This is a genomic window from Leptospira ryugenii (genome assembly GCF_003114855.1).
Lineage (GTDB): Bacteria > Spirochaetota > Leptospiria > Leptospirales > Leptospiraceae > Leptospira_A > Leptospira_A ryugenii.
Window position 1 is genome coordinate 397,347 of record NZ_BFBB01000002.1, and the last position, 24,121, is coordinate 421,467.

Consider the following 24,121-nt stretch of genomic DNA (forward strand, 5'->3'; position numbering starts at 1 on the left):
AAATGAGATGTATGGCGAGAAGCATATCCGCATTTGTCTTTTTATGGCTTGTTTTAGCTGAGATTCTTTACGCTTTCCCTGACCGAGATGCTCGTGGGGAGTCTATAGAGAATTTTTTAGCACTCCAAGGCAAAATCCATCTCGAACTGCCCAAGCGAAATTTTGAAGAACGGGAAAGAATCGCATTGGAGTATAGCATTCGCAATACAGGGAAAGAAGTAGTTCGGATTTTTCCTGCGGGAGACTATCGCTATAGCTTTCAGATCCTAATCAAAGATGGAGAGGATAGACTCCTTGCTCCACTAGAAGACCCAGAATTCCATGATCCGATATTAAAACGCAGGACAACCATTGTAAATTTGGTGGGAGATGCCAACAAGGAGATTATCCTCCACAAAGGAGAGTCTTTCTCTCGTACCATCTATCTGGATGAATTGTACGCTTTTGAGCCTGGTAAAAAATACTATGTTACAGGCTATTTTTATCCTAACTATACTGAGGATAAAAGGAATTTCCTACGTTCAGAAAACACTGTATCATTTCTTTTGCAGAGTCGACCCAAAGAGAAAGTTAGCTCACTCATCCAATTGCCGGGCCAAGAAATCACCAAATTGAGTCCAGAGGAAACATTATTTTTATTTCTTGGTTCGGAAATGAAGAAGAACTGGGAAGGTCATTTTAAATGGATTCACTTCCCTGAATATATATTGAATTACGATCGGTTCAGCACTATCTATTCGGAAAGTCCTGTGGGAGAAAGGGAAGCGATTATCCAGGAATTTAAGGAATATTTGACAAGTTCTCCTTCTGGTGTGTTAAAATACTTTAAAATCCTTTCTGTAGAATACCCAAGTGTTAGAGATGCGCGGGTCCTCGTCTATGTAGAGAGGATGCAGGGAAGATTTAAGAGTCGCTACGAATACCAATATAGTTTACATTTGGATATGAATGATCGATCGGCTCTTTGGCAAATTAAGAATGTGTTGGTAAAGGTAAAAAAATGACCGAAATCCTTTCTCAAGATGAAATTGATGCTCTGTTAAATGCGATCTCCTCAGGTGAAGTTTCTGAGGATGAATACTCCTCTGTAGGCGAACAAAAGAAAGTCAAAATTTATGACTTTAAAAGGCCAGACAAGTTTTCGAAAGACCAGATCCGTACGCTTCAGATGATGCATGAAACCTTTGCTCGTTTGGCCACTACGGGTTTATCTGCTCAGCTGCGTGCCCTAGTTGTGGTCCACGTGGCCTCGGTTGACCAGTTAACCTATGAAGAATTCATTCGTTCCATTCCCAACCCAACCACTCTGGCCGTGATCAATATGGACCCCCTCCGTGGATCGGCTATCTTAGAAATTGACCCTTCTATCTCCTTTACGATCATAGATCGTTTGTTTGGTGGTAAAGGTGAATCTTCCAAAGTAAATCGAGAACTTTCCGATATCGAACTTTCAGTAATGGAAGGTATCATCGTTCGAATTTTAGGGAACTTACGTGAATCATGGTCTACTGTAATTGATTTACGCCCTCGTTTAGGGAATATTGAAACAAACCCGCAGTTTGCGCAGGTGGTTCCTCCGAATGACATGGTGGTTTTGATTACTCTAGAAACAAAAGTAGGAGAAGTTGAAGGGATGACTAACCTTTGTATTCCCTATATCACCATTGAGCCAATCATCAATAAACTATCAGCGCAGTATTGGTATTCCTCCATCCGAAAAGGAGAGGTAGATGAGAATAGGGCCGTCATCCAGGAACGACTTGACCAAGTCAAGATTCCGCTGATTTCAGAAGTGGGCTCCGTAGACATTTCGTTAAACGATCTTATGAATTTACAATTGGGTGATGTTATCAAGTTGGAAAATACTCCTATCAAATCAGATCTTACGGTAAAGGTCGGAGACAGAAGTAAATTCAAGGCCACTCCAGGAAAGGTGGGGAATCGTTTGGCAATTCAAATCGGTGATAGCATTGAAGACATTCCAGACGAACTGCTTGGTTCTACAAGATCCGAACAGGAATATTGATCTCTGTCATTGGGAATTTTGTTTTTCTGTGAAGGGTGCTTAATCTATGCATCGAACATGGGTTCAATTTTTGATCCTATTCTGGATTGGGTGTGGAAGTATTTTATTTGCGAATCCAAAAACCAAACAAAAAATAAAGCCCAAAACCATCATCATTTCTGTGGATGGTTTTCCCTACTACTACTGGTCCAAACAAGAACATAGGCAACACTTTCCTCATCTTACTCGTATATTCGAGAAATATGGAGTCTTTCCCTTAGAGACTGTCAATCCCTCTGTGACGTATCCTGCGCATACCTCTATGGTGACAGGAAAGGATCCCATTGAACATGGCATCTATAACAACACTCTATCCGATCCATTTGACCGAAACGACGGTGGTTGGATGTGGTATGCAGAAGACATACAAGTCCCGACACTCTGGACTCTCGCAAAAGATCGGGGCAAAAAAACGGCAAATGTATTTTGGCCAGTGACAGTAGGCGCCTCGATCGATTGGAATCTACCCCAGTACTGGCGAAAGAAAATTCCAGAGGACGATAAACTTCTCCGCGCGCTTTCGACAAAAGGTCTACACAAGGAAGCTGAATCTAAAGTAGGTACTCCCTTAAATGATGTAACAAAAGATGAAATCAAATTAAAGACAGCTTCCTATCTATACAAAACCTACCAACCAGATCTACTCTTTGTTTATACCACGGATTTGGATAGTATGCACCATGCTTATGGACCTAGTTCTGAACAGGCACTCAAACGTTTGACGGAAATCGACAAGGCCTTACAGGAATTCTTCGTCTCATTAGGAGTGTTTTCTAAAGGTGGTCCAAACCTTATCTTAGTGTCAGACCATGGATTTTTTTCTGCTGAGGAAGTTTGTGCACCGAATGTAATACTGAAACAAAGAGGCTATATCCAAGACGAATCCTCAACTTACAAACTCACGTTTAAAAGTTCGGGTGGCATTGCAATTTTATTGCCCGGAGAAGGAACATCTATCTCTGAAGAAGAAGTGGAAAGCATTGCAAAGGAAATTGTAAGTGTATGTACAGGCGCGACTTGGTTATCTTTTCGCAATGGAGAGAAACCAGAGAATCTATCGGAAATGGAAATGCAAAGGTTGAAAAGACTCAACACTCTCCATCCGAAAGCGATAGGAATTTTACAAACGAAGCAAGCTCTCTTTTTTTCAGGGTCGAGAAAAGGCGAAGTCTATTCCAAATCTTCCAAAAAAATCCATGGCCATGGGTACTGGAATGATATGGAGGAGATGAAAACGATAGGATTTGTCTATTCAGCGAATGGAAATAAGTACAAAATGTCCTCAGTTAAGGACATTTTCACAATTGTAAAAGACATGATGCAGCTGGATAGAAACTCGATTCAAAAACAAAAACCAAAGTCTAAAAAGTAATCAATGTTTCTTCCAATGGATGCATTCGCCTGGGCATTCATCCATTTCTTTTTGTACTTTAGAAATATCATCTAGAGGTATCAGTGCATCATTGATCGAAGATCCTGAGATATGAGTCTGGGATAGATCATCCTCATCCATCATAAAATACTTTGGTAAGTTATCAGCACACTGGTTACAAGATGTACAATTGTCTTTGTCTACGTAGGCTTTTTTCATGCTGTTTCATTCTCCTTTTCTTCAGAAATTTTATAATAGAGGATCGTAAGAACAAATCCTAAAGTGACGGCATTTGCTAGTATGATGGGCAAGTTGGTCAAAAGAACCCCGTAGCAAAGCCAAAGAAAAACACCAAGACCTTGCAATAGATACATATTTCTGGAAATATCCCTGGTTTGTTTTGTGAGGATCACTCGGAGTACTTGAGGTAAATAAGAAAGAGTCGTGAGAATGGCCGCGATATAACCAATCAGTAGTTCCATGTTAAGTTGCAATGTACTCCCTACGAACGATCGTTTTGACACCACCGCGCACATTGTAATCACCTACGACTTTCAAATACATGGGATCAACTGCTTTTACAAGGTCTTCTAGTACCTTGTTTACAACATTCTCATGAAAAATTCCAATATTTCGGTAAGCCAGAAAGTATTCTTTTAAGGATTTCAATTCCAAACATTTTTCTCTAGGTATGTATTCGATCATAATCGTTCCAAAGTCGGGCAAGCCCGTCTTGGGGCAGACGGCAGTGAACTCGGGAATCGTAAATTCTACCTTGTATTCCTCTCCAGCATACACATTCTGAAACCATTCGATTTTCGGGGTTTCCAATTGGGGTATGTGGTCCTGTCTATCTTCGTATAAAGAATTGGATTTTTTTTCCGACATTTGTTTACCCCGATATTTGCAAAATTATTTTGGAATCATCCCATGAAAAGTGATAAAAAAATAGCAGTTGTTGATTTCGGTGGCCAGTATGCGCATTTAATAGCATCGCGTGTTAGAAGGATAGGCGCCTACACAGAAATCATCAGTAACGAAGAATCAATCGAAACCTACCAATCCTATGCAGGTATCATTCTTTCAGGAGGGCCATCGAGTGTTTACGAATATGGAGCGCCAACCTTACCAAAGGATTTTTTAGATCTTAAGCTACCTGTTCTAGGTATCTGTTATGGCCACCAACTTCTCATGCAAAAACTAGGAGGATCCGTTGTTCCATCTCCCAACAAAGAATACGGTCCAGCCACTTTGAAGGTAGATTCCCAAACACAAAGTCTCTTAACAAAAGGTCTTTCTAGAGAATCAATTATGTGGATGAGCCATGGAGATGAAGTTGAATCTCTTCCCGAAGGCTTTGAAGTTTTGGGTTCTTCTGCGGATTGCCAATATGCCTTTGTTGCAAATGAGGAGAAAAAATGGTATGGGATACAATTCCATCCTGAGGTAACACATTCAGTAGAGGGGGAAATCCTCCTCAGAAATTTTGTATCTCTTTGCCAAGTATCCAACACTTGGAGCATTGACCTTTTCCTAACCGAGGAGATTGAACGATTGCAGAAACAGATTCCCTTAGACCAGAATGTCTTTCTTCTGGTATCTGGAGGGGTCGATTCGAGCGTCGCCTATCTTTTGTTAGCTAAAGCATTAGGAAAACATCGGGTAAAAGGATTGTTAGTCGATACTGGCTTCATGCGAAAAAATGAAGTCTCAGATCTAAAAAATCATCTATCTAAGATGGATTTTGATTTGAATGTTTGGGATGCTAGTGAAGAGTTTTATACAAAGTTACGTGGAAAGACGGAACCAGAAGAAAAACGCAAAGTGGTGGGAGACCTCTTTATCAAAGTACAAGCTGAGGCGATATCTACATTTCAATTGGACCCAAAGTCCTGGGTATTGGGCCAAGGTACAATTTATCCAGATACCATAGAATCAGGTGGAACCAAACACTCTCATAAAATCAAAACACACCACAATCGAGTTCCAGCGATTCAGAAAATGATTGAGGAAGGGAAAGTGGTAGAACCCATTTCCCAGTTGTACAAGGATGAGGTGAGAGATTTGGGTAGACGTTTGGGATTACCAGAGGTCTGGGTGGAGAGACATCCTTTCCCAGGTCCGGGCCTTGTGGTTCGAATGATTAGTTCTTTGGAAAGCCCGGGCAATGAGATCCTACCCAAAGTGGAATCCTTTCTGAAGTCCATGGGAAGTAAGCACTCTGCTGGTATCCTTCCCATCCAATCAGTTGGTGTCCAAGGAGACCAAAGGAGTTATGCGCATGCTTGTGTCTTAAATGACCTGAATTTAGACTGGAAAGCTTATGATTCTGTTTCCATTGCCATTACCAATAAAATCAAAGAAGTGAATCGGGTGGTCTTTATGCCGGGACTTGCCACACTACCAAAAGAATTTTTTTATACTAAAATAGAACTGGATCGGCATACTTCCGACCTTTTACGAGAAGCAGATTTTCTAGTAAACCAACACCTCTTCACTGCAGGCATCCATCGAGAGATTTGGCAAATGCCCGTGGTGCTTGTGCCTGTAGGAAGTAAGGCCAAGACCTATGGCATTGTCTTACGTCCCGTTGAGAGTACAGAAGCAATGACTGCTAATTTCTATCCCATGGATCAAAATATACTCAAAGCCATGACAAAGGACTTACATAAACTGTCCGAAATATCCGCAGTCTTTTACGATTTGACCCATAAACCTCCCGGGACGATTGAATGGGAATGACTTACGGAAGTAAAAAATAAAGGAGTACCATTCCTCCCATTGCAATCTCCGGGAATCTTCGCTCCAGTGCACTTTTGGGTGGCTCTTCAGTATTTGTTTTCCCATCAACATTCGCTTGGGTTTGGCCACCTTCAGTGCTTTGGTTGGTTTGAGAAGATTTACCAAATAGTCTTTGAAAGAATCCTGGTTTTGCTTCTGGCTTTGGTTCTTCCCAAACAACGGGTGCAGAAACAATTTGTACTTGGTTTTCTTTGAACGTTTGTTTGGTGCCGTCTTTGGACTCTACAATGAGATTGCCCGTTTGGTCTTTACTTGTCTTTACATTTTCAAAGACTTGCTTTGTTTTTTTTACCGTCACAGTGTCAGCGAGTAGAGAGACTGTAGAAAAAACCAGGGTAAGGATAAAGATAGAAAAAGTTCTCATAAGTCAAGGTCAGGGTCCATAGCTTCCTTTCCAACCGAAATCTAGAATTCAATTGTTACATTCCCATGAAATTCGTAAAATTAGAATCCATTTGACAGTGCGGTCCCTTTTTTTAGCCTATCCAAAGTACGCAATGGCGTCGTGGCCAAGTGGTAAGGCATGGCTCTGCAAAAGCTTGACCGCCGGTTCGAATCCGGCCGACGCCTCGGGGTGTGGAATAGTTGAATTCCCTTGACTGTATACCTTCCCGAACCATTGTAACCCTAAAGCTTGCCTGGATGGTGGAACTGGTAGACACACAGGACTTAAAATCCTGTGGGAGTAATCCCGTGCGGGTTCGATTCCCGCTCCAGGTACATAATGGATGCATCCATCCGCTTAATCACAATTAGGTTTTATCTGAAGTTCAGGGAGCTGTATGGATTGGTTTCCTTTGGCAGGGAAATAGGCAATTCCCAAATCATAGAATTTTAAGTCCTCATTCTTAATTTTTGGTAAGGCGATTGCAAAGCTTTCTTGCCAAGGGTCCAGAGAAAATTCTCTAGTATCGATGATTTCTTCCCCATGGGCTTGGAACCGCTGGTCTTGGTCAAAGGCATCCCTTTGCCTAAGTTCTATTCGTACCTTCTCAGGGTAAGGTACCAATGGTTCCTTTTCTCTGCGGAGTAAACGAAATCGAATGGGTTCTTCCCTGAATCCGAATCTCTTTTTGAAATTGCGAGATTGGTTTAAACATCCTTCCAATTTAAAATAGAAAAAAGGTTCTTTTTCTAAGTTTACACGTACACTTTGTCCTCTCAAAGTAGACTGAGCAAGAGGGAATAGGAAATTTTTTGCATCTCTAGTTCTATGGATAAAGATGTCTGCAATCGGTGTTTTGTTTGCGAAGTATAGGTAGCCAAGTGAAAAAAACACTGGCAAAAGTAGGAACATAAGCATTTTGCGGATCCCGCTGTTTGAAGGAGTATATTTCCCTCCCATTAGTCCTACCAAAGCAAAAAATGGTAAAGTTACTTCATCATCTAACAAATAACATTGGAAAAATCCTGAAATGTATATGATTGGAATCCCTATTGCCCTAATGTCAAGTTTATAACCTTTTAGTGCTGTTTGAATGGCTCGGAAATAAAAGGATAAAAAAAGAAAGGCAGAGAATACTCCGCCAATGACAAAAAAATGTAGAAGATCATTATGTGCATGTCCTTTCGGTGTAATGAAAATCTCATAATACAAGTAAGGTGCGCTTTCGATCATTGTATCAAAACGATTCTCAAATGCGAGTGTGTAGTTTCCAGCACCTATCCCCCAAGGAAATCCTTCCGATAGTAGCGAGGCATTTGCCTTGTGGATCCATATTCTCTGATTTTCCAAGGTCTGTTTTTCAAAGAGCTGGGAAATACTCCGACGAAAGAGCCAATTGGTTTGGTAAAGCAAACAAAGACTCCCCAAAAATGCGAAGGCAGCGAATGCTAAAGTAAGGATTGTTTTTTTCTGCGGTCGAATCGAGAAAAAGCGATCCCCAAAAAAGACAAGTAATGAGAGAAAGCCACCTAACCATATGGATCTGCTTTGGTTAAGAAGTAAAAGAAATAAACCCAATATACAAATGACAAATAAGGCTAGGAGTTTCCAATGAAACCGATCTTTGTTTCGTCTATTTGTCCTAACGAGAATGAGCATTTTATAAGGAACAATGGGCAAAAAAAGAGCGAGCAGCCCTCCGTAGGTCAGATGGGTGTTTTGGAATCCAATGGGCAAAAAGAATGCTTGGGACAATACATATCCGATCAGGTGTGGAAGCCGTCTGCCCTCAACATACTGAAAACCATCCATCACAAAGCTAGAGAGCCTATAAGGGAAAAATACTGATACCAAACCTAATCCGACAAGTAAACAGGCTGTCACTAGCAACCAATTGTAGATTTTATGTTTGTACCTTCGGTTTAACAAAATGATCGGTAGAAAGATGAGTACCATCCATACATCAAATATCTCTGAGGTTTTGATCTGCCGAATGTTGCCCATACCCCCCAAATCAAAGCGAATGAAATGGGGAAGGAGGAGTGAGGCATAGAATAAGAGCAAAAGAAAGAAAAAGGGATGAGCCTTTAGAGAAGCCAAGTCTAGTTTTGGTAGAGAACAAAGGATAGACAGAACGGCAAAGAATTGTGAGACTGTAATGGAAAAGGGTAGGCTCAACAAAAAGCAAACAAAACAAGCATAGCTTAGTTTTAAGAGCGAAATTTGGGTCACCATTGGAAACAAAGAAATCCCGAGTCTTTCAAAGTGTCTAGCCAAGGTTCAAAAAAAATATCGGTTGCGATCATTACATTCAATGAAGAACGGAACATCAAAGATTGCATAGAATCTGTGCTTCCCTTCGCAGATGAAGTGGTGGTATTAGATTCTTACAGCCAAGACCGCACCGAGGATATTGCGAAGTCATTTCCTATCGTTCGTTTCTACCAAAATCCGTTCTACGGCCACGTAGAACAAAAAAACAAAGCCATAGAGCTCTGCCAAAATGATTGGATTCTCTCTTTGGATGCGGATGAGCGCGTGGATATGGATCTAAAAACGGAGATCCTTAGGTTCCAAAATACGACTCTCAAAGAAGGTACGCAAGGCTTCGAAATGGCAAGGCTTACCTATCATTTGGGACGTTGGATCAAACACAGTGGTTGGTACCCCCAACGGAGGTACCGGCTCTTCCTGAAACAAAAAGCAAAGTGGGTAGGAGAGAACCCACACGATTACATTGCCATAGAAAATCCCCAAGCAGGCCAAAGGATGAAGGGAAATATCCTCCATTACAGCTTTCTGGATTTTTCGCACCAAATCAATACGATCAATCAGTTCTCTTCCATAGTAGCCTTTGCAAGGAAAGAAAAAGGCCACTCATTTTCTCTAACAAAGTCCCTTTTAAAACCGTTTGGTAAATTCATTGAAATATATTTTTTTAAATTGGGTTTTTTAGATGGGATTCCTGGGCTTTTCATTGCCCTTTCCTCTTCTTTCTCTACCTTTCTCAAATATGCAAAACTCTATGAATTGGATTTAAAGGTGATCGAAAGACCGTCTAACATAAGAAAGGACTATGGGAAAAAATAAGAAAAACTTTTTCTCTCGACTTTTGGGCTTTTTCAAAAGAAGGAAAGTATCCTCAGGAAACGGCGATGAAAACAAAATCAGAAAGCAGAATTTCCTGAGCGAATGGAACCTTGCCTCTCAAAAGATAAAGTCTCTTCTCCCATTATTATTTGCACCCATTGGTTTCATTTGGGAATCAAAGTCTTTGAAGGTAAGTAAAACAAACCAAAACCTATTTAAATTAGAAGGTAAGACCTTTCAATTTTTATTGGTCACTGGCTCCTCAATTCAAAAAAATTCGGATGGGAACTACACAGGTATCATCATCGATGAGAAAGGCAAGTTCCACCGCGCCATTCAATCGGAAATCAAAACAGCGGAGGAACTTTTCCAAAAGTTGGAACTTCCCTTTCCCGAAGTGGATTCTCAAGTAGGTGAAAGTTGGAAGGCAATCCTACAATGGGAGAGGTTTTGGCAGGCACAACTCTTGGCAAAACTCAGACCAAATGTAATTGCCATTCTCTCTCTTTTATTAGGCGAAGAGTTTAAAAAGTTTCTTGTTCTCACTACTTCCGAAAGGCAATTAGAACTGGTTCGTGATGAATTATTTTATTTAAACCTAGGAAAAGTGGGTCAGGCCTATTCACCTCACTCTAAAAATTTTCACTACTATGAGTTTGGGACCGCCTTGCAGGAATTCAACCAGAGGATATTGGAAGTTACCGAGAAAAGGAAACAAAGTATATGAAGTACCAAAGTTTAATCAAATCTACGATTCTTGATTCTATAGAAACCAAACAAAAAGTACTCGAGTCAAACCGAGAACACATTGAAAAAGCTGCCCTTCTTTGTATCGAAACATTACAGAAAGGCGGAACGCTTTATTTTTGTGGAAATGGTGGTTCTAGCTCAGATGCTTCCCACATCGCCGCAGAATTGGTAGTTCGTTATAAGGGCGGAAATGAGAGAAAGGCCTTGCCAGCCATTGCTCTCAATGCAGACTCAGGCGTTCTCACTGCCTGTGGAAATGATTATGGATATGAACATGTTTTTAGAAGGCAGGTGGAAGCCTTTGGGAAACCGGGTGATCTTTTTTTTGGGATCACCACCTCGGGAAACTCAGCCAATATCATTTTAGCCCTAGAAGAGGCAAAGAAGATTGGTCTAAAAAGCATACTGCTGTTAGGTGGAACAGGTGGCAAATTGAAAGGAGAGGCTGAGGTTGAGATTATTGTTCCTTCAAACGTTACAGCACGCATCCAGGAATCACATATCATGATTGGTCACATCATCTGCAGTATCATTGAAAAGGATTTATTTGGACTCGACTAAATCCATTCCATTAGTAGAAATCCAAGGAGCCAATCTTGTCTCGGAAAAAGGGGACAAAATCTGGAACTCCTTCTCTTTTCGGTTGGAATCACAAAGTATCCATGCCCTCATCGGACAATCAGGTTCAGGAAAGAGCACATTCGCCTATTCTTTGTTTGGTGTGATCCCACAAAAGTGCAACCTTACCTACCAGATATGGAATGTTTTAGGCAATCAATTTGAGGAAAAAAGAAGCGCCAAACACCAAATGTTTTTGGTTCCCCAAAACCCAAATCTTGCTTTCCATCCCTATTTGAGTTTAGAATCCCAAATGAAATCCTTTTATAGGTTTTCATTGGGAAGAAAGTACGACCCTAAGGAGCTGGAAAATCTATGGGAGTCCCTAGGTCTTTTGGGAGTGGCCCAAAAATCAAAGGAGACACCCCATTCTCTCTCGGGTGGGGAAAAGCAGAGAATCCTTCTATCATTGGCTTTACTGGCTGATGCCCAAATACTCGTTTTGGATGAACCGACTACAGGGCTAGACTCGGAATCGGAGTCTTGGGTGTTAAATCGAATCTATGAATTTTCAAAAAAAAAGGACAAGGCAGTCATTTTTGTCAGCCATGACCTGAGGATTGTGGAAAGTCTAGCAAGTCATATTACGATAATGAAAGAAGGGCATGTGGAAGAATTCCAAACAATTAAAGAACGTAGCTGGATACCGAGTTCTGACTATGGCAAAATCCTATATGAGGCGTATGCATTCTTTCAATAGATTCATTCTAGTTCTATTTGTATGTTTGAGCCTTAGGCCTATCTATTCCGAAGAAAACCTAGAAATCAAAGAGACAATTAGCAGCCAATACCCCGATATCAAAATTGTTTGTAAGGCGAGAAACTATTCCCCAGATAAGTCAGAAGAAATCCTACTTTCAGAAGGGGTAGGCCCTGAAAAAAAAATCATTTCTAAGTTTCAGATCTTAGAGCACAAAAATCCAGATCCTTTAGAAGTCTACCTATCGTTGCCAAGTTACCAGAATTGGGAGGAGAAAAAATGGCTCCTATCATTTGCTCATAACATTGCTTTGGTGCTCGAAAGAAGTAAGGGACAGTTTTTTCTGAATATCCAATCTGATGAAAAATTCATCCTTTATGAAGGCATTCCATCGCAAAAGATAAATCCATCCTTTTCCCTTCCCAAAGAAGAACCATCCAAACAGCCAATCCGTTCTTGGGAAAAGCTACTCTCTCGTGTAGAAAGCAATGGAAATAAAAACCAAGTCTTTATTGTTGTATCATTCCATACTGACTGGGAAGATAAATTTAAAATCTCAGATTTCGCAAGGAAGGTCCAAGACAAAAAAATTTCCTTTTTAGTTCTTGGGCCTAATGAACTCGAAACTACAAAGTTAGCAAGTTATGCGAATGGAACCTTTTTCTCGATCTCATCCAAAGAAGGCATAGCAAATCTATTTAAAGAATTGAGCGTCTTATCTCTTCCTTTACTCGATATTCATTACCAATCGCAATTAGGTTTTTCCAAATGGTCGGATGCGGCTGTAAAAGGGGAGATTGTTTGGCAGGACGGTAAAGTATTTGAATATTCTTACCAACTTTCTTGGTGGCGTGCACTCTATGAATTGATGATAGATCCTTTTGTCTTTTTTCCTATACTTTTCTTTTTTATTATCCTCTGCTTCTCCATTCTCTATTATCTGAGAGGATTCGATCCTATTACAAGCGTAGCGGAAAGCCCATCTACCCAAACAATAAACAGGGAAAAAAGAGCAAAAGAATTTCGCTCCCCACAAAGGGAACAAGAAAGAACCATATACGAACAGGTATATGGCGAAGTCTCCGAAAAGGCCAAAGAAAATGAAATGGTCCAACAAATCCTGGAAAAGGAAGAACTGATGGGTAATGAATACCATGTTGCTTTTTTGGTTCTTAAAGAAGGTAATCATTCTGGTGAACGATTCCAGGTACAAAAGGAAGAAATCTTTTTGGGACGAAATGACACGAATGATATTGTGGTGAATGATCCCTATGTGGAAGGAAAACATGCGAAGATCAGGCGAATCCGAGGCCGACTTGTGCTTTTTGACTGTGCAAGCGAAGAGGGAGTTTTTTTGAATGGGAGAAAGTTACTGCGTCCCAAGCCCCTCCACGACCTAGATGAAATTCGGATAGGCAAAACAAATCTTGTGTTCCGTGCTCGGTAAAGCCATTGAGCGCTACTCATCACTAGAAGTCGCAGTCTAAGCTAAAAGAGGGATACATCCAGTCCGTATCGAATCTGAAAAGCCAATTTCTTTTTTCTCAAATTCTCTGGACGAGTACCCCCTTTTGTAAGGTATGACTAAGGTGAGGGAGATTCCAATGAAAACGATGTTTGAGAAAATTTGGGAAGACCATTTGGTCGATGAGGAAAATGGCACATGCATTCTTTACATTGATCGCCATCTCGTTCATGAAGTCACTAGCCCGCAAGCCTTTGAAAACTTAAAACTAACTGGTAGAAAGGTGCGTCGTCCTGAGGCAACCTTTGCTACGATGGACCACAACGTTTCTACGCGCACCAAGGATCTTTCGAAGATAGATCCCATCGCTGTCCTCCAAATGCAAACCTTAGAAAAAAATTGCAAAGAGAATGGCATTTCCTTATTTGATATCAACCACCCAGACAATGGGATCGTGCATGTTGTTGCACCCGAGTTGGGAATTACACACCCAGGAATGACGATCGTTTGTGGTGACTCACATACGGCAACGCATGGAGCCTTTGGTGCTCTTGCCTTTGGGATTGGTACATCCGAAGTAGAACATGTGCTCGCGACACAAACACTTGTCCAAAAACGCCCCAAAACATTGGAAATCCGCGTGGAGGGTAAACTCTCTCCTTTAGTTTCTGCAAAAGATATTGTCTTGGCAATCATTGGAAAGATTGGCACGGACGGAGCGACGGGCTATGTCATAGAATTTACAGGTTCTGCCATTCGGGCACTTTCCATGGAAGGAAGAATGACGATCTGTAATATGGCGATTGAAGCAGGTGCCAGGGCAGGGCTCATCAGCCCAGATGAAACTACAATCTCCTATATTAAGGGAAGAGACTTCGCCCCGAAAGGTGCCGAGTGGGACCTTGCCGAAAAGCGATGGCGTGCTCTTGCGACAGATCCAGGAGCAAAGTATGACAAGTCAGTCGTCTTACAAGCAGATGAAATTGCACCGATGGTGAGTTGGGGTACTTCTCCAGGACAGGTTGTGCCTGTAACAGCGAATGTCCCAAGTCCCGACGATTTCTCAGATCCAGTCCAAAAAAAATCCGCGGAGTCTGCCTTGAAGTATATGGATTTGAAAGCAGGGCAAAAGATATCCGATATTTCTGTGAATAAGGTATTCATAGGATCCTGCACCAATTCGAGAATCGAAGACCTACGAGTCGTTGCGAATACAGTAAAAGGCAAAAAAGTAAACCCAAATGTTGAGGCGATCATTGTGCCTGGCTCAGGCAGAGTGAAGAGGCAAGCGGAAGCAGAGGGTTTAGACAAAATTTTTCTGGAGGCTGGATTCCAGTGGAGAAACCCAGGTTGTTCTATGTGCCTTGCCATGAACGATGATGTTCTATCTCCCGGAGATCGTTGTGCTTCTACTTCCAATCGGAATTTTGAAGGAAGACAAGGTAAAGGCGGACGGACTCATTTAGTAGGACCTGCAATGGCTGCAGCGACTGCCGTGGCTGGACACTTTGTAGATATTCGAGATTGGAAATAAGGAAATCATTATGAAAGCATTTACAACATTAAAAGGCATTGCTGCACTCTTGGATAGGGCGAACGTAGACACAGACCAGATTATTCCCAAACAGTTTTTACGAAAGATTGAGCGTTCTGGTTTCGGAAAACACTTGTTCCATGATTGGAGATTTTTGGATGATGCTGGCCAAAAGCCAAATCCTGATTTTGAATTGAATGCCCCTCGTTATCAGGGTGCGAATATCCTAATCACACGAGACAATTTCGGCTGTGGCTCCTCACGTGAGCATGCTCCATGGGCTCTCGAGGACTATGGCTTTCGGTGCATTATTGCTCCTTCTTTTGCGGATATCTTTTTCAATAATTGTTTCAAAAACGGTATGTTGCCCATTGTCTTGGATGACAAGACAGTAGAAGCTATCTTCCAAGAGATTTCCCCGACACCTGGGGCAGAAATTTCCATAGACCTAGAGCAGCAAAAGGTGATTTTACCATCGGGAAAAGAGCATTCCTTTGAAGTGGATGCCTTTCGGAAATACTGCTTACTCAATGGCCTAGACGACATTGGCCTCACCTTAAAAAAGGCTGATAAAATTGCGGAATTTGAAGAAAAGAATAAAAAAGATGTTCCCTGGCTCTACACAAAAGCGGTATAATAAAAGTATGAAAACTAAAAGTTTACTGGTTACCTTATTTGTTTCCTGTTTTTTTGGGCTCCACGCGGAAGACCTTTTGGTCCAAGATACCAAGATCGGCTTGGGTAAAGAAGCCACTCGCGGGACTGAAGTTACAGTGCACTATGTAGGCAAACTTACGAATGGAAAGATATTTGATTCTTCCTTAGACAGAGGCAAACCCTTTGTATTCAATCTTGGCCAAGGCCAGGTAATCCAAGGTTGGGAAAAGGGAATCCAAGGCATGAAAGAAGGTGGGAAGAGAACTCTAACAATTCCACCAAATCTTGGTTATGGTAGCCGTGCCGTTGGCCCCATCCCCCCTAATTCTACTTTGATTTTTGACGTGGAATTACTAAAGGTAAAATAAAAAGAGATGTTCGATCCGATTTCCAAAGGTATTGATGATTTAGGCAATAGCCTCCTACAAGCATTGAATAACGTACAAGGTATCTTTGGAAAAGAACTCTCAGTCGCAAATCCACTAAAAGACAATATTCTCCAGCTAATTGGCAATACTCCTCTGATCCGCTTGAACCGGATTGGCTCGGAGTACAGGGGCATTCACTTTTATTTGAAAGCAGAATTTTTAAATCCCACTGGTTCTGCTAAGGATCGCACCGCATTAGCTATGTTCATCGATGCGGAGAGACGAGGCAGGCTGAAGAAAGGAATGTCCGTCGTGCTCATTGGTTCTGGCTCTTCTTCCATTAGCTTTACTTGGATCGGTAAATTGAGACAATACCCGGTGTATTGTTTGGTTCCCATCGGAACTTCCTCGGAACGAGTACAAGTTCTCAGAAGCTATGGTGCTGAGGTAACCATTGCGAGTACAGCAGATGAACTCTCACTCTGGCAGCTAGCAAACCAAAAAGCCCAAAAGGTAAATGGTTGGATCCCAGATGAGAAAGAAAATCCCGCAAATCCTAACTTTCACTTTAAAACGACAGGCCCTGAAATCTTCCGAGACCTACAAGGGAAGGTGAATGCCTTTGTTTCATCTCCTGGGACAGGAGGAGCGATTACAGGGATCGGACGCTACTTAAAATCTCAAAACAGAAACATTAAAGTAGTCCTGGCTGGAAAACCAAACTCACCTTACCTGCAATATGCGAATGAGAAAGATAAAAAGAAACAAGAGCAAATCAATCTTCCAGCTGTTTATGACCCTAGATTGGTTGACGCTTACTTTACAGTGACAAATGACGAGGCCTTACACATCCAAGCAGATCTTTATGAAAAAGAAGGTATTTTTGCTGGTTTGACAACGGGCGCAGTCATTAGTGCAGCTTTACAATACTCCGCGCAAATATCAGATCAAATGAGTTTTGAAAGAGAACCTTACAATATCATCATATTATCGCCTGACAAAGACTAATCAATTCTCACGAGTATCAAAGTAATATCGTCTGTTTCCCTTTCTCTTAATGTTCGAAGGTAGTGGATCAAGGCTCGAGAAAACTCTGACTTTGGCGAAGCTAAACATGCGAGAGCAGCATTTCTAAGAATGTCTTCAGGGCTTTCTTCGCTATTGATGTCTCCATTTAAACCATCTGTATACAATAGGTAGACATCGCCAGGCTCTATCTCTGTATCAAATGTCTCATATTGAGCCTCAGGGACGAGTCCTAATAAAAATCCTTCCGAAGGCAAGAATGTCAATTCCCCATTTCGAATCCTAAGGATGGGTGGGTGCCCAGCGGTAGCATAGAACAATCGCTGGCTATTTAGATCAAAGAACGTATACACAGCACTCACGAATCTTTGGTCAATGGTCTCATACAAAAATGAGTTCACATTTTTCATGAGCTCCTTCGGTTGCAAAGCCTGCATTCTTTCATTTCGAAAGGCTATCTTTACAGTGGATGAGTCCATAGCTGCACTCACTCCATGCCCTGTTACGTCCGCCAAGAATACACCCAATTGGCTCTCGCTTGTCTCATAAAAAACATAAAAATCACCACCCACAAGTCCTAAAGGATGGTATTCCACATTCACTGTGATCTGATTTAACTCAGGGATTTTACTTGGTAGGATTCGATTCTGGATCTTTCTTGCAACTTCCAGATCTTTCTGGATGATCAGGAGACTCGCATTTACTTTTTCCTTTTCTAGTGTTAGGACACGGATCCGCCGACCGATCGCGATAGCAAATAGAATGATCTCCAATAGAGAAGAGATTTGCGTTCCAAACCTACCAATCCAAAATTCCATGGGAAGCACAGCCAAATTGGTAAGTGTCTCTAAGATGATCCCAGTCGTAACAACAACCCAAGCATATAAAAAAAACTGAGATTGTTGAACATTTTTTCTAACACTTTGACCCGCAGATAACATCATTAACAAAGAGCCAAAAGGCAAAAGATAATTCATCGATTTCACCATCCAAGAGAAGGGAAGCCAAAGGCTTAAAATAGCTAATATTAGTCCAAAATAGGCCAATGTTTTTAATAAAAGATGAAGTGTGTAAAATGATTTTCTTAAGGATAGAAATTCATCGGTAAACTGGAGGACCGAGAAAATAGTCATATAGGATGCGAAAAATAGTCCTGGTTTGATAAACATAGGTGCATTAGGAAACAGAAACAGTCTTGCGAAACCACCTAATACGAGATAAATGTAAATAACAGATGCAATGTAAAGACAGTAATATAGAAGGCTTTTTTCCTTTGTGATGATGAATATAAATAAATTATAAAAAAATAAAGCAATGATCGATCCAAAATAAATCCCGTGGATCAGATATTCACCTTTGATTTTGTCGACAAATTCTTTTTCTGTTAAGAGTCTGAGTGGGATTGTCAACAATCCAGAATTATATGCCTTAATGTAGATATTTACTTCTGACTGTCCTGGAATTTTAAAATCGAAACTCGGATTTCTATGATTGAGTTCTGTTTCCGATCTTTTTAGAATTGCCCCATATGTCTTTTCTTGTATTTTCTCATTTTCTTTAATTAGATAAAATTCAACTCGGTCCAAGTACGAGACACCCAATTCAAGAACATACGATTGAAGTTCAGAACTATTGTTTTTTATCTTTGTTTTTAGCCATACTGTCGGTTTTCCGTTTCCGAAATTGGGTATTGAACCATTGATCACTTTCCATTCAGTGGAAGGTATCTCTACAATGGACTCTATATTGTCTTCGCTAAATACCCACTCCAACTGTGGCCTTTGGATATCCTGCGTACAAGAGACTAGGAATGTGAGAAGGCAAACTAGGAAAGATCTAACATAGATTTGCAGGCTCATAGGGAGTAGCAGGGATTGCTAATGGGAAATATTGGTTGTTTTATGAATCTTTGTCTCCAACATTTTCATAGCTTGAACGATTTTAAAGAGATTGGGCATCAAGCTATGATGACCCCTTAGTTTTGCCAAAGAATCACTAACTTTACTTGGACGATTCTGTTTACCTTTAGGAGCACCAATTTAGGGATTTGGATATTGTAGTCGTCTAGAGCCAGATTGAAATTGACAAGGAGCTCATAGCCATTCTCTTTTTTGCTAAGAAAACCTCGGAATTGCTGTTTTTCTTTTTTCACACCATGCAGAAAAAAGTTTCCAAATGCGATTACCTCACCTTCTTCTCGGTAGTTGGAAACAAAACCTATGAATTTTGCAGTCGGGTATTTTTCTATTTCAAAGTAATTGTCATGGAGATGGGAAGTTTGTAAGGAATTTTTTGTTTGGATGGAACTAAGGTCTACCTCTAAAAGTAAATTCTTTGTTTTGGGGTCGAAGGTACCTGAAATGCCATCTCCTTCTCCAACGATGGTTTCGAGTTCTGTGTTAGAGACAAAACTAACTTTACCAGAACTGACAGTCCAAATTTCGCTCGCCCACAGGGTGCTTTTGGGTGCTAGGAAAAAAACAAGTAGGGCAAGTAGGAAGGAAAGAGAGAATTTTGAATCGAATGTCATTGTTGGCAAGCCTTGTCTTCTTAATTGGACGTTTTATCCTGACTTCTGCTGAAAGGGAATGTGCAAAATCTACCTATACCTTTTCATTTGGGTCAAAGAGCTTACGGATTTCTGTCAAGGATTCTCTGGCAACACGTTCCCCGATCTCAATGAACTCTTTTGACCTCCAAAATTCAAACCAATTGGAATTGGCAAGAATTGGATTTAAATAAACGTCTGCATCTTGAGCGGAATACTTTCCGATTCTATATTGTAAGGAATACAAACTGTTCACAATAATATCGAGCACATTTAAATTTGCTAATTTATTTGTTTTCATTTCATCTCGGGAAGAGGGCATCGAATTCACAGCGATGATTTTTTCTACCCCTTCTGCCTTCAGAGGAGATACGGGTAGCGGATTGACAATACCTCCATCCACATAGACTTTCCCATTCTCCTGGGCTTGGGGAGAAAAAACACCAGGTATGGAAATACTTGCCATTACCGCATCTAAAACCTTTCCTTCCGAGAGAACGACTTCCTTTCGACTGGTGATGTCACAAGAAATTAACCTAAGTTTTATGCTTAGATCCTCGAAGGATACATCACCTAGATACCGTTCTAGTAGATTTCTTACTTGTTTTCCGTGCAAAAGACCCTGGCCGGGAAAGGATAAATCCACTAATTTAAACATTTTGAAAATAGAATCGATTTCTGCGAGCAATGGTAGGATTCCTTTGTATCCCAAACCGCTTGCCCAAAAAGCACCTATAATGGCACCGATGCTTGTCCCTGAAATCATGTCGAGTTGTAGATTCTCTTCTTCGAAGACCTTCATGATGCCAATTTGTGCTAATCCGAGAGCAGCACCACCTCCAAGGGCAATCCCCACTTGTACACCAGAGATTTCTCTAGCTTTTCTTGTTAAAAATAGAGAGTATTTATCTTGGTTTTGCAACTTTTCGATGTTGATTGTGGAATAGAGATTGGTATTGGATAAAATCTCTTCTGGAATGAAACTGAGCTCATCCTTAGGATCTAAAAGGTCTTTAGAAGAGAGGCATTCTATATGATCAGCTTCCTCAATTAATGTTTGTTTTACTTCGATCGGGTCCTCAGGAAAGATATCTAAAAAGATAAATGGATGGCTTGGGTAGTGCCGGCCCAAGGTTTCCATTATCTTTTCTGGATCGCGGAAACGATAAAATTTCAATATCGGAGACTTTTCAGGCTCTGAATTTGGCCTCTGGTTGAAGCGTAAGATCACCACACTTTTCCCAGATTCCCTTTCGATACTTTCTGCGAGTTTGCTACTAAAATCTTCAAGAGTTTCGCGTTCACTGTGTACAAAACAATAAACAGAATTTTTGAAATATTCTCGGTGTCCAAGTAATTCATTGCGAAGAGATTTTGTGAGTAGTTTAGAAAAGGAAACGGATAAGGAGGGAATCTTTCGTATTAATTCTTGAAAATCTTTTTGCTCCAGGACTAAAAATCTAGATTCGGAGAGTGTTAGGATGGAGTGAGTTTGTTCTTCTCCTGTGAGAAGGGAATGGATTCCAAAGTATTCCCCCTTCTTTAAGATTTGCAACTCCTCTCTTCTTTCTTCCTCTTTCGATGGTAAGTATACTAGGACAGATCCAGAGAGGATTAGATAGAGATTTGGTTTCCTTTCCCCTCGCTTGAAGAGAATGGAATCGCGTTTTGCTTCCACAATTTGTACTGATTCTGCGATCCAAACCAATTCTTTTCGCTTTAAGCCTCTGAATAAGGGCAAACTGGAAACGAGGTGAACCTTTCCATACAAATCCTTCATTTCAGCAAGCTCTCAGAAAGTTCTAAAATCCGAAATTGTGTTTTTCTCCTTTTCTAGAAAAAAAGTTTTGACTAAAATTATGTATAGTGCTTACTATGCGTATAGTAAACAGAGGTATGGCATGATTACACACATTCAAATCCGCGACTTTGCTCTTTTGGAGTCAGTCGATCTAGACTTCAAATCAGGATTGATGGCATTTACAGGAGAATCTGGTGCTGGTAAATCCCTCATTTTTGATTCCATCACTTCTATCCTAGGTGGCCGTTGCAGCACAGCCAACATTCGGCAAGGCAAAGATCGATATAGCATCCAAGCAATCATTGACCTCAAAGAACAACCCGAGGCAGCGCTCTACCTAAAGTCCCAAGGGTTTCGTTGGGAAGGTGATGAGATCATCTTATCCAAGGAGCTGCAAAAAGATGGTAAGGCTAGAGTGAAGATTGGAGATTCCTTAGCCTCTACAACCCACCTGAAGGAGCTGGGCAAATACATTGCGGAAGTCCATAGCCAAAACGAACAACTCTTCCTCTTAGAGAAAAGCCACCAGTTAAATTTCTTGGATCGGTTCGCTCATTTAGACTCCCTTCGCTCCAAAGTAAAACTTTCCCTGCAAAATTTCCGCCATTGGAAAGAAAAGCTCCAAGGATTCGATGAAGCTTTGGCTGAGTCCCAAAAAAAACAAAGAGAGTTGCGAGAGGACATAGAGGAAATCGAGAGCATTTCTCCGAAGGAAGGAGAGGATGAGTCCTTATTGCAAGAGGAGAGATTTCTTGCCAATGGAGAAAGATTAGCAGAAAACTATCGTTATATCCTAGAAGAGTTAGTAGAAAAGGAAGGGGCCATCCTCAAGGTCTTCCCAAGTCTTTTAAGTGCTATGGAAAAAATCTCCCAGATGCTTCCCGAAAAGATGGCCCAAAGAGAGGAGTGGGAAGAAGTGTACGATAGACTGAAGTCATTAAAGACAATGGTGCGAGAAGAAGAGGAGGAGTTATTCTTTAGCCCAGAACGACTTGATATGGTGCAGACCAGATTACAAGAGTTAAACAGACTTAAAAAAAAGTATGGGGCTCAGATTCCAGAGATCCTCAGTCTATTAGAAGAGAAAAAATCAGATTTGGAAAAATGGAATTTAGTTGCGGAAGATAGAGATTTTCTGTTCCAAAAATTCAATCAGTCATTAGGGGAGTTAAAAGAATTGGTATTCCAACTTTCAAAGGCAAGGCGCAATGCACTTTCCTCCTTTGAAGAGGAAGTCCAAAAAGAGCTCATCGATTTGGGCATGGAAGGAGCAAAATTACAGGTAGTCTTGCGGTGGGAGGAGAATCCGGATGGTGAAGTAGAAGAAGGGTCTAAGTCATATTATCTTTCCGAAACTGGACTTGACCAGATTGAATTTTATTTTAGTGCCAATCCAGGCGAAAAGCCACGGCCTCTGCGTAAAGTAGCCTCGGGCGGGGAACTTTCTCGTGTGATGTTAGGACTTAGGAGTGTGCTTGGAAAGTTTAGTCCAGCTCCCCCGATTCTGATTCTAGATGAAATTGACACCGGTTTAGGTGGAGAAGCTGCCAATTCACTTGCACAAAAGTTAAAAAAGTTATCCCGAAGTTCCCAAATCTTACTGATCACACATACACAACAGATTGCTGCCGTCGCTGATGAGCATTTTAGCCTGGAAAAGGTAACTACTTCAGGCAGAACCGTTGCTTTTGCAAAAAAATTATCCTTCGAGGAAAGAAAACGGGAACTCGCTAGAATGATCGGAGGCAAACAATTGACACAAGGAGTTTTGAAAGCGGCAACAGACTTACTGCAAAAGAAAGCCGTTTGATTTTAAACAAAAAATGTATTTGGCGAAAAAGGGAAGAGTGAAATCCTGATTCCGTAATCCTGAATTGGGGCAATTTCATGTTCTTTCCTTTCGCAAAATCAGACTCTATCATCTCCGCGGTTCCACCTGAAACCATACCTATCTTAATTATCTTTGTCTCAATCGTAGGCTTCACGATCATCATAGAACGTTTGGTATACTTTTGGAAATTAAAGCCCATCCCACAAGAGGATTTGAAAAAAGTAAGGGTATATGCAAAAGAAAAGAAGTGGGATGACGCAAAAGATCTGTTAGCTCAGAAATCAATTGCACCGGCATCCGTGGTTTTACAACTCGCTTTTGATTTGAAGCGTCGAAATGCTGATGATATCCAAGATGATATCCGCCAAGAGGGCTTTCGCCAAATTGCCTTGATGGAAAAATACCTTACTAGCCTCGGCACCATCGCTACCATTGCTCCACTTTTGGGAGTTTTGGGAACGGTAATTGGTATTGTGCGATCTTTCGCGGAAGGCGCTGGTACGAAAGGAGCGGAGGTAGGTATTTCGGAAGCCTTAATCACGACTGCCATGGGTTTAGGAGTAGCCATTCCTGCGTATATTTTTTACAATTATTTTTCAAGATCGAAAGAAGAGAGAACGATTGAACTCGAAAATGTTACCGATCTTGTGCTTCCCCATTTGTTAAAATAATCACGATGAAGTTTCGTAAAAAACAAGAATCTTTCAACAAGATTGAGTTGGCACCTTTGATTGATGTCATCTCATTCATTGTGATCTATTTTTTGATGAACGCTACATTAGAAAAAAATACAGCCTTAAAGGTTGAATTGCCTAGGTCTTCCAGCGTAGCAAAAGAAAAACAGAAAGATGAACTGATCATCACAGTAGATAAGGCTGGAAAAATCTATCTAGACCAGAATCCAGAGGCTGTCAGCCTTGAGTCGCTCACTGACAAAATCAATGGTTTTCTCGGCCCCGAGAAAGAACGTGACCCGAAAAAAAATAAAGTCATAATCCGTGGAGACGGTGGAGCCTCCTACCAAGTCGTTGTAAAGGTTATTGATGCAGTCAATGCTGCAGGCGTTAGCCGATTCAATTTAGCTATGGTAAAAGGTACTTCCAAATAGA

Annotated in this window: 24 protein-coding genes and 2 tRNA genes; 18 read left to right on the top strand and 8 right to left on the bottom strand. The window is 41.1% G+C overall.

Features of this window, described 5'->3' with window-relative positions; genetic code table 11:
* Window positions 1–11: 11 nt before the first annotated feature.
* From DI060_RS02625 to DI060_RS02635, 3 genes are read left to right on the top strand one after another with little or no spacing between them, the layout of a single operon-like run.
* Entirely contained in the window at window positions 12–1,004 is a 993-nt protein-coding gene (locus DI060_RS02625) for a hypothetical protein (RefSeq protein ID WP_108973403.1), read from the top strand.
* Complete coding sequence (gene fliM, locus DI060_RS02630; RefSeq protein WP_108973405.1) at window positions 1,001–2,026, top strand: flagellar motor switch protein FliM; 1,026 nt, start codon at window positions 1,001–1,003, stop codon at window positions 2,024–2,026. The genes DI060_RS02625 and fliM overlap by 4 nt, the downstream gene beginning before the upstream one ends.
* A gap of 46 nt (window positions 2,027–2,072) precedes the next feature.
* Window positions 2,073–3,437, top strand: a complete 1,365-nt coding sequence (locus DI060_RS02635; RefSeq protein WP_108973407.1) for an alkaline phosphatase family protein — start codon at window positions 2,073–2,075, stop codon at window positions 3,435–3,437.
* Here DI060_RS02635 and DI060_RS02640 read toward each other — a convergent pair whose 3' ends face one another.
* From DI060_RS02640 to queF, 3 genes are read right to left on the bottom strand one after another with little or no spacing between them, the layout of a single operon-like run.
* Entirely contained in the window at window positions 3,438–3,656 is a 219-nt protein-coding gene (locus tag DI060_RS02640) for a ferredoxin (protein ID WP_108973409.1), read from the bottom strand.
* Entirely contained in the window at window positions 3,653–3,919 is a 267-nt protein-coding gene (locus tag DI060_RS02645; protein ID WP_108973411.1) for a SemiSWEET transporter, read from the bottom strand. The genes DI060_RS02640 and DI060_RS02645 overlap by 4 nt, the downstream gene beginning before the upstream one ends.
* Window position 3,920: 1 nt before the next feature.
* Window positions 3,921–4,325 (bottom strand): preQ(1) synthase, encoded by a 405-nt coding sequence (gene queF, locus DI060_RS02650; RefSeq protein ID WP_108973413.1) that lies wholly within the window; start codon window positions 4,323–4,325, stop codon window positions 3,921–3,923.
* A gap of 42 nt (window positions 4,326–4,367) precedes the next feature.
* Here queF and guaA point away from each other — a divergent pair, with 42 nt between their 5' ends.
* Window positions 4,368–6,179, top strand: coding sequence for a glutamine-hydrolyzing GMP synthase (gene guaA / locus DI060_RS02655; protein ID WP_108973416.1), 1,812 nt, complete (start codon window positions 4,368–4,370; stop codon window positions 6,177–6,179).
* A gap of 1 nt (window position 6,180) precedes the next feature.
* On the opposite strand, the gene DI060_RS02660 is transcribed toward guaA, so the two are convergent.
* Window positions 6,181–6,603, bottom strand: a complete 423-nt coding sequence (locus DI060_RS02660; protein WP_108973418.1) for an LIMLP_04285 family protein — start codon at window positions 6,601–6,603, stop codon at window positions 6,181–6,183.
* Between the two features lie 135 nt (window positions 6,604–6,738).
* Between DI060_RS02660 and DI060_RS02665 the strand changes: the two genes are divergently transcribed.
* Both DI060_RS02665 and DI060_RS02670 read left to right on the top strand, forming a co-directional pair.
* A tRNA-Cys gene (locus DI060_RS02665) sits at window positions 6,739–6,809 on the top strand.
* Between the two features lie 66 nt (window positions 6,810–6,875).
* Window positions 6,876–6,959 (top strand) — tRNA-Leu (locus tag DI060_RS02670).
* Between the two features lie 22 nt (window positions 6,960–6,981).
* Here DI060_RS02670 and DI060_RS02675 read toward each other — a convergent pair.
* Window positions 6,982–8,859 (bottom strand): O-antigen ligase family protein, encoded by a 1,878-nt coding sequence (locus tag DI060_RS02675; protein ID WP_108973420.1) that lies wholly within the window; start codon window positions 8,857–8,859, stop codon window positions 6,982–6,984.
* Between DI060_RS02675 and DI060_RS02680 the strand changes: the two genes are divergently transcribed.
* From DI060_RS02680 to DI060_RS02720, 9 genes are all read left to right on the top strand, one after another.
* Entirely contained in the window at window positions 8,848–9,714 is an 867-nt protein-coding gene (locus DI060_RS02680; RefSeq protein WP_167836891.1) for a glycosyltransferase family 2 protein, read from the top strand. The genes DI060_RS02675 and DI060_RS02680 overlap by 12 nt on opposite strands.
* Entirely contained in the window at window positions 9,701–10,441 is a 741-nt protein-coding gene (locus DI060_RS02685; RefSeq protein ID WP_108973422.1) for an LBBP_01157 family protein, read from the top strand. The genes DI060_RS02680 and DI060_RS02685 overlap by 14 nt, the downstream gene beginning before the upstream one ends.
* Window positions 10,438–11,025 carry a D-sedoheptulose 7-phosphate isomerase gene (locus tag DI060_RS02690; protein WP_108973424.1) on the top strand — a complete coding sequence of 196 codons (588 nt, stop codon included), beginning with the start codon at window positions 10,438–10,440 and terminating at the stop codon, window positions 11,023–11,025. The genes DI060_RS02685 and DI060_RS02690 overlap by 4 nt, the downstream gene beginning before the upstream one ends.
* The gene (locus DI060_RS02695) at window positions 11,012–11,782 is read left to right on the top strand and encodes an ATP-binding cassette domain-containing protein (RefSeq protein WP_167836892.1); all 771 of its coding nucleotides are present in this window, start codon (window positions 11,012–11,014) and stop codon (window positions 11,780–11,782) included. The genes DI060_RS02690 and DI060_RS02695 overlap by 14 nt, the downstream gene beginning before the upstream one ends.
* Window positions 11,688–13,229 (top strand): FHA domain-containing protein, encoded by a 1,542-nt coding sequence (locus tag DI060_RS02700; protein WP_108973429.1) that lies wholly within the window; start codon window positions 11,688–11,690, stop codon window positions 13,227–13,229. Before DI060_RS02695 ends, DI060_RS02700 begins: the two co-directional genes overlap by 95 nt.
* A 157-nt stretch (window positions 13,230–13,386) precedes the next feature.
* Window positions 13,387–14,781 carry a 3-isopropylmalate dehydratase large subunit gene (leuC, locus tag DI060_RS02705; RefSeq protein ID WP_108973432.1) on the top strand — a complete coding sequence of 465 codons (1,395 nt, stop codon included), beginning with the start codon at window positions 13,387–13,389 and terminating at the stop codon, window positions 14,779–14,781.
* Window positions 14,782–14,791: 10 nt separating this feature from the next.
* Window positions 14,792–15,418 carry a 3-isopropylmalate dehydratase small subunit gene (gene leuD / locus DI060_RS02710; RefSeq protein WP_108973434.1) on the top strand — a complete coding sequence of 209 codons (627 nt, stop codon included), beginning with the start codon at window positions 14,792–14,794 and terminating at the stop codon, window positions 15,416–15,418.
* 7 nt (window positions 15,419–15,425) lie between these two features.
* The gene (locus DI060_RS02715) at window positions 15,426–15,806 is read left to right on the top strand and encodes an FKBP-type peptidyl-prolyl cis-trans isomerase (protein WP_108973436.1); all 381 of its coding nucleotides are present in this window, start codon (window positions 15,426–15,428) and stop codon (window positions 15,804–15,806) included.
* Between the two features lie 6 nt (window positions 15,807–15,812).
* Window positions 15,813–16,814, top strand: a complete 1,002-nt coding sequence (locus DI060_RS02720) for a PLP-dependent cysteine synthase family protein (RefSeq protein WP_108973438.1) — start codon at window positions 15,813–15,815, stop codon at window positions 16,812–16,814.
* Here DI060_RS02720 and DI060_RS02725 read toward each other — a convergent pair.
* From DI060_RS02725 to DI060_RS02735, 3 genes are all read right to left on the bottom strand, one after another.
* Window positions 16,811–18,691, bottom strand: coding sequence for a SpoIIE family protein phosphatase (locus DI060_RS02725; RefSeq protein WP_108973440.1), 1,881 nt, complete (start codon window positions 18,689–18,691; stop codon window positions 16,811–16,813). The genes DI060_RS02720 and DI060_RS02725 overlap by 4 nt on opposite strands.
* 116 nt (window positions 18,692–18,807) lie before the next feature.
* A complete protein-coding gene (locus tag DI060_RS02730) occupies window positions 18,808–19,362 on the bottom strand; it encodes a YceI family protein (RefSeq protein WP_108973442.1) in 555 nt (184 codons plus the stop codon).
* 73 nt (window positions 19,363–19,435) lie between these two features.
* Window positions 19,436–21,160 (bottom strand): patatin-like phospholipase family protein, encoded by a 1,725-nt coding sequence (locus DI060_RS02735; protein ID WP_108973444.1) that lies wholly within the window; start codon window positions 21,158–21,160, stop codon window positions 19,436–19,438.
* 121 nt (window positions 21,161–21,281) lie between these two features.
* On the opposite strand from DI060_RS02735, the gene recN reads away from it, so the two are divergent.
* The 3 genes from recN (at window position 21,282) to DI060_RS02750 (ending at window position 24,120) form a co-directional block, all read left to right on the top strand.
* A complete protein-coding gene (recN, locus tag DI060_RS02740) occupies window positions 21,282–22,991 on the top strand; it encodes a DNA repair protein RecN (RefSeq protein WP_108974013.1) in 1,710 nt (569 codons plus the stop codon).
* A 77-nt stretch (window positions 22,992–23,068) separates the two neighbouring features.
* A complete protein-coding gene (locus DI060_RS02745; RefSeq protein WP_108973446.1) occupies window positions 23,069–23,683 on the top strand; it encodes a MotA/TolQ/ExbB proton channel family protein in 615 nt (204 codons plus the stop codon).
* A gap of 5 nt (window positions 23,684–23,688) precedes the next feature.
* Entirely contained in the window at window positions 23,689–24,120 is a 432-nt protein-coding gene (locus DI060_RS02750; protein ID WP_108973449.1) for an ExbD/TolR family protein, read from the top strand.
* The last annotated feature ends 1 nt before the right edge of the window (window position 24,121 follow it).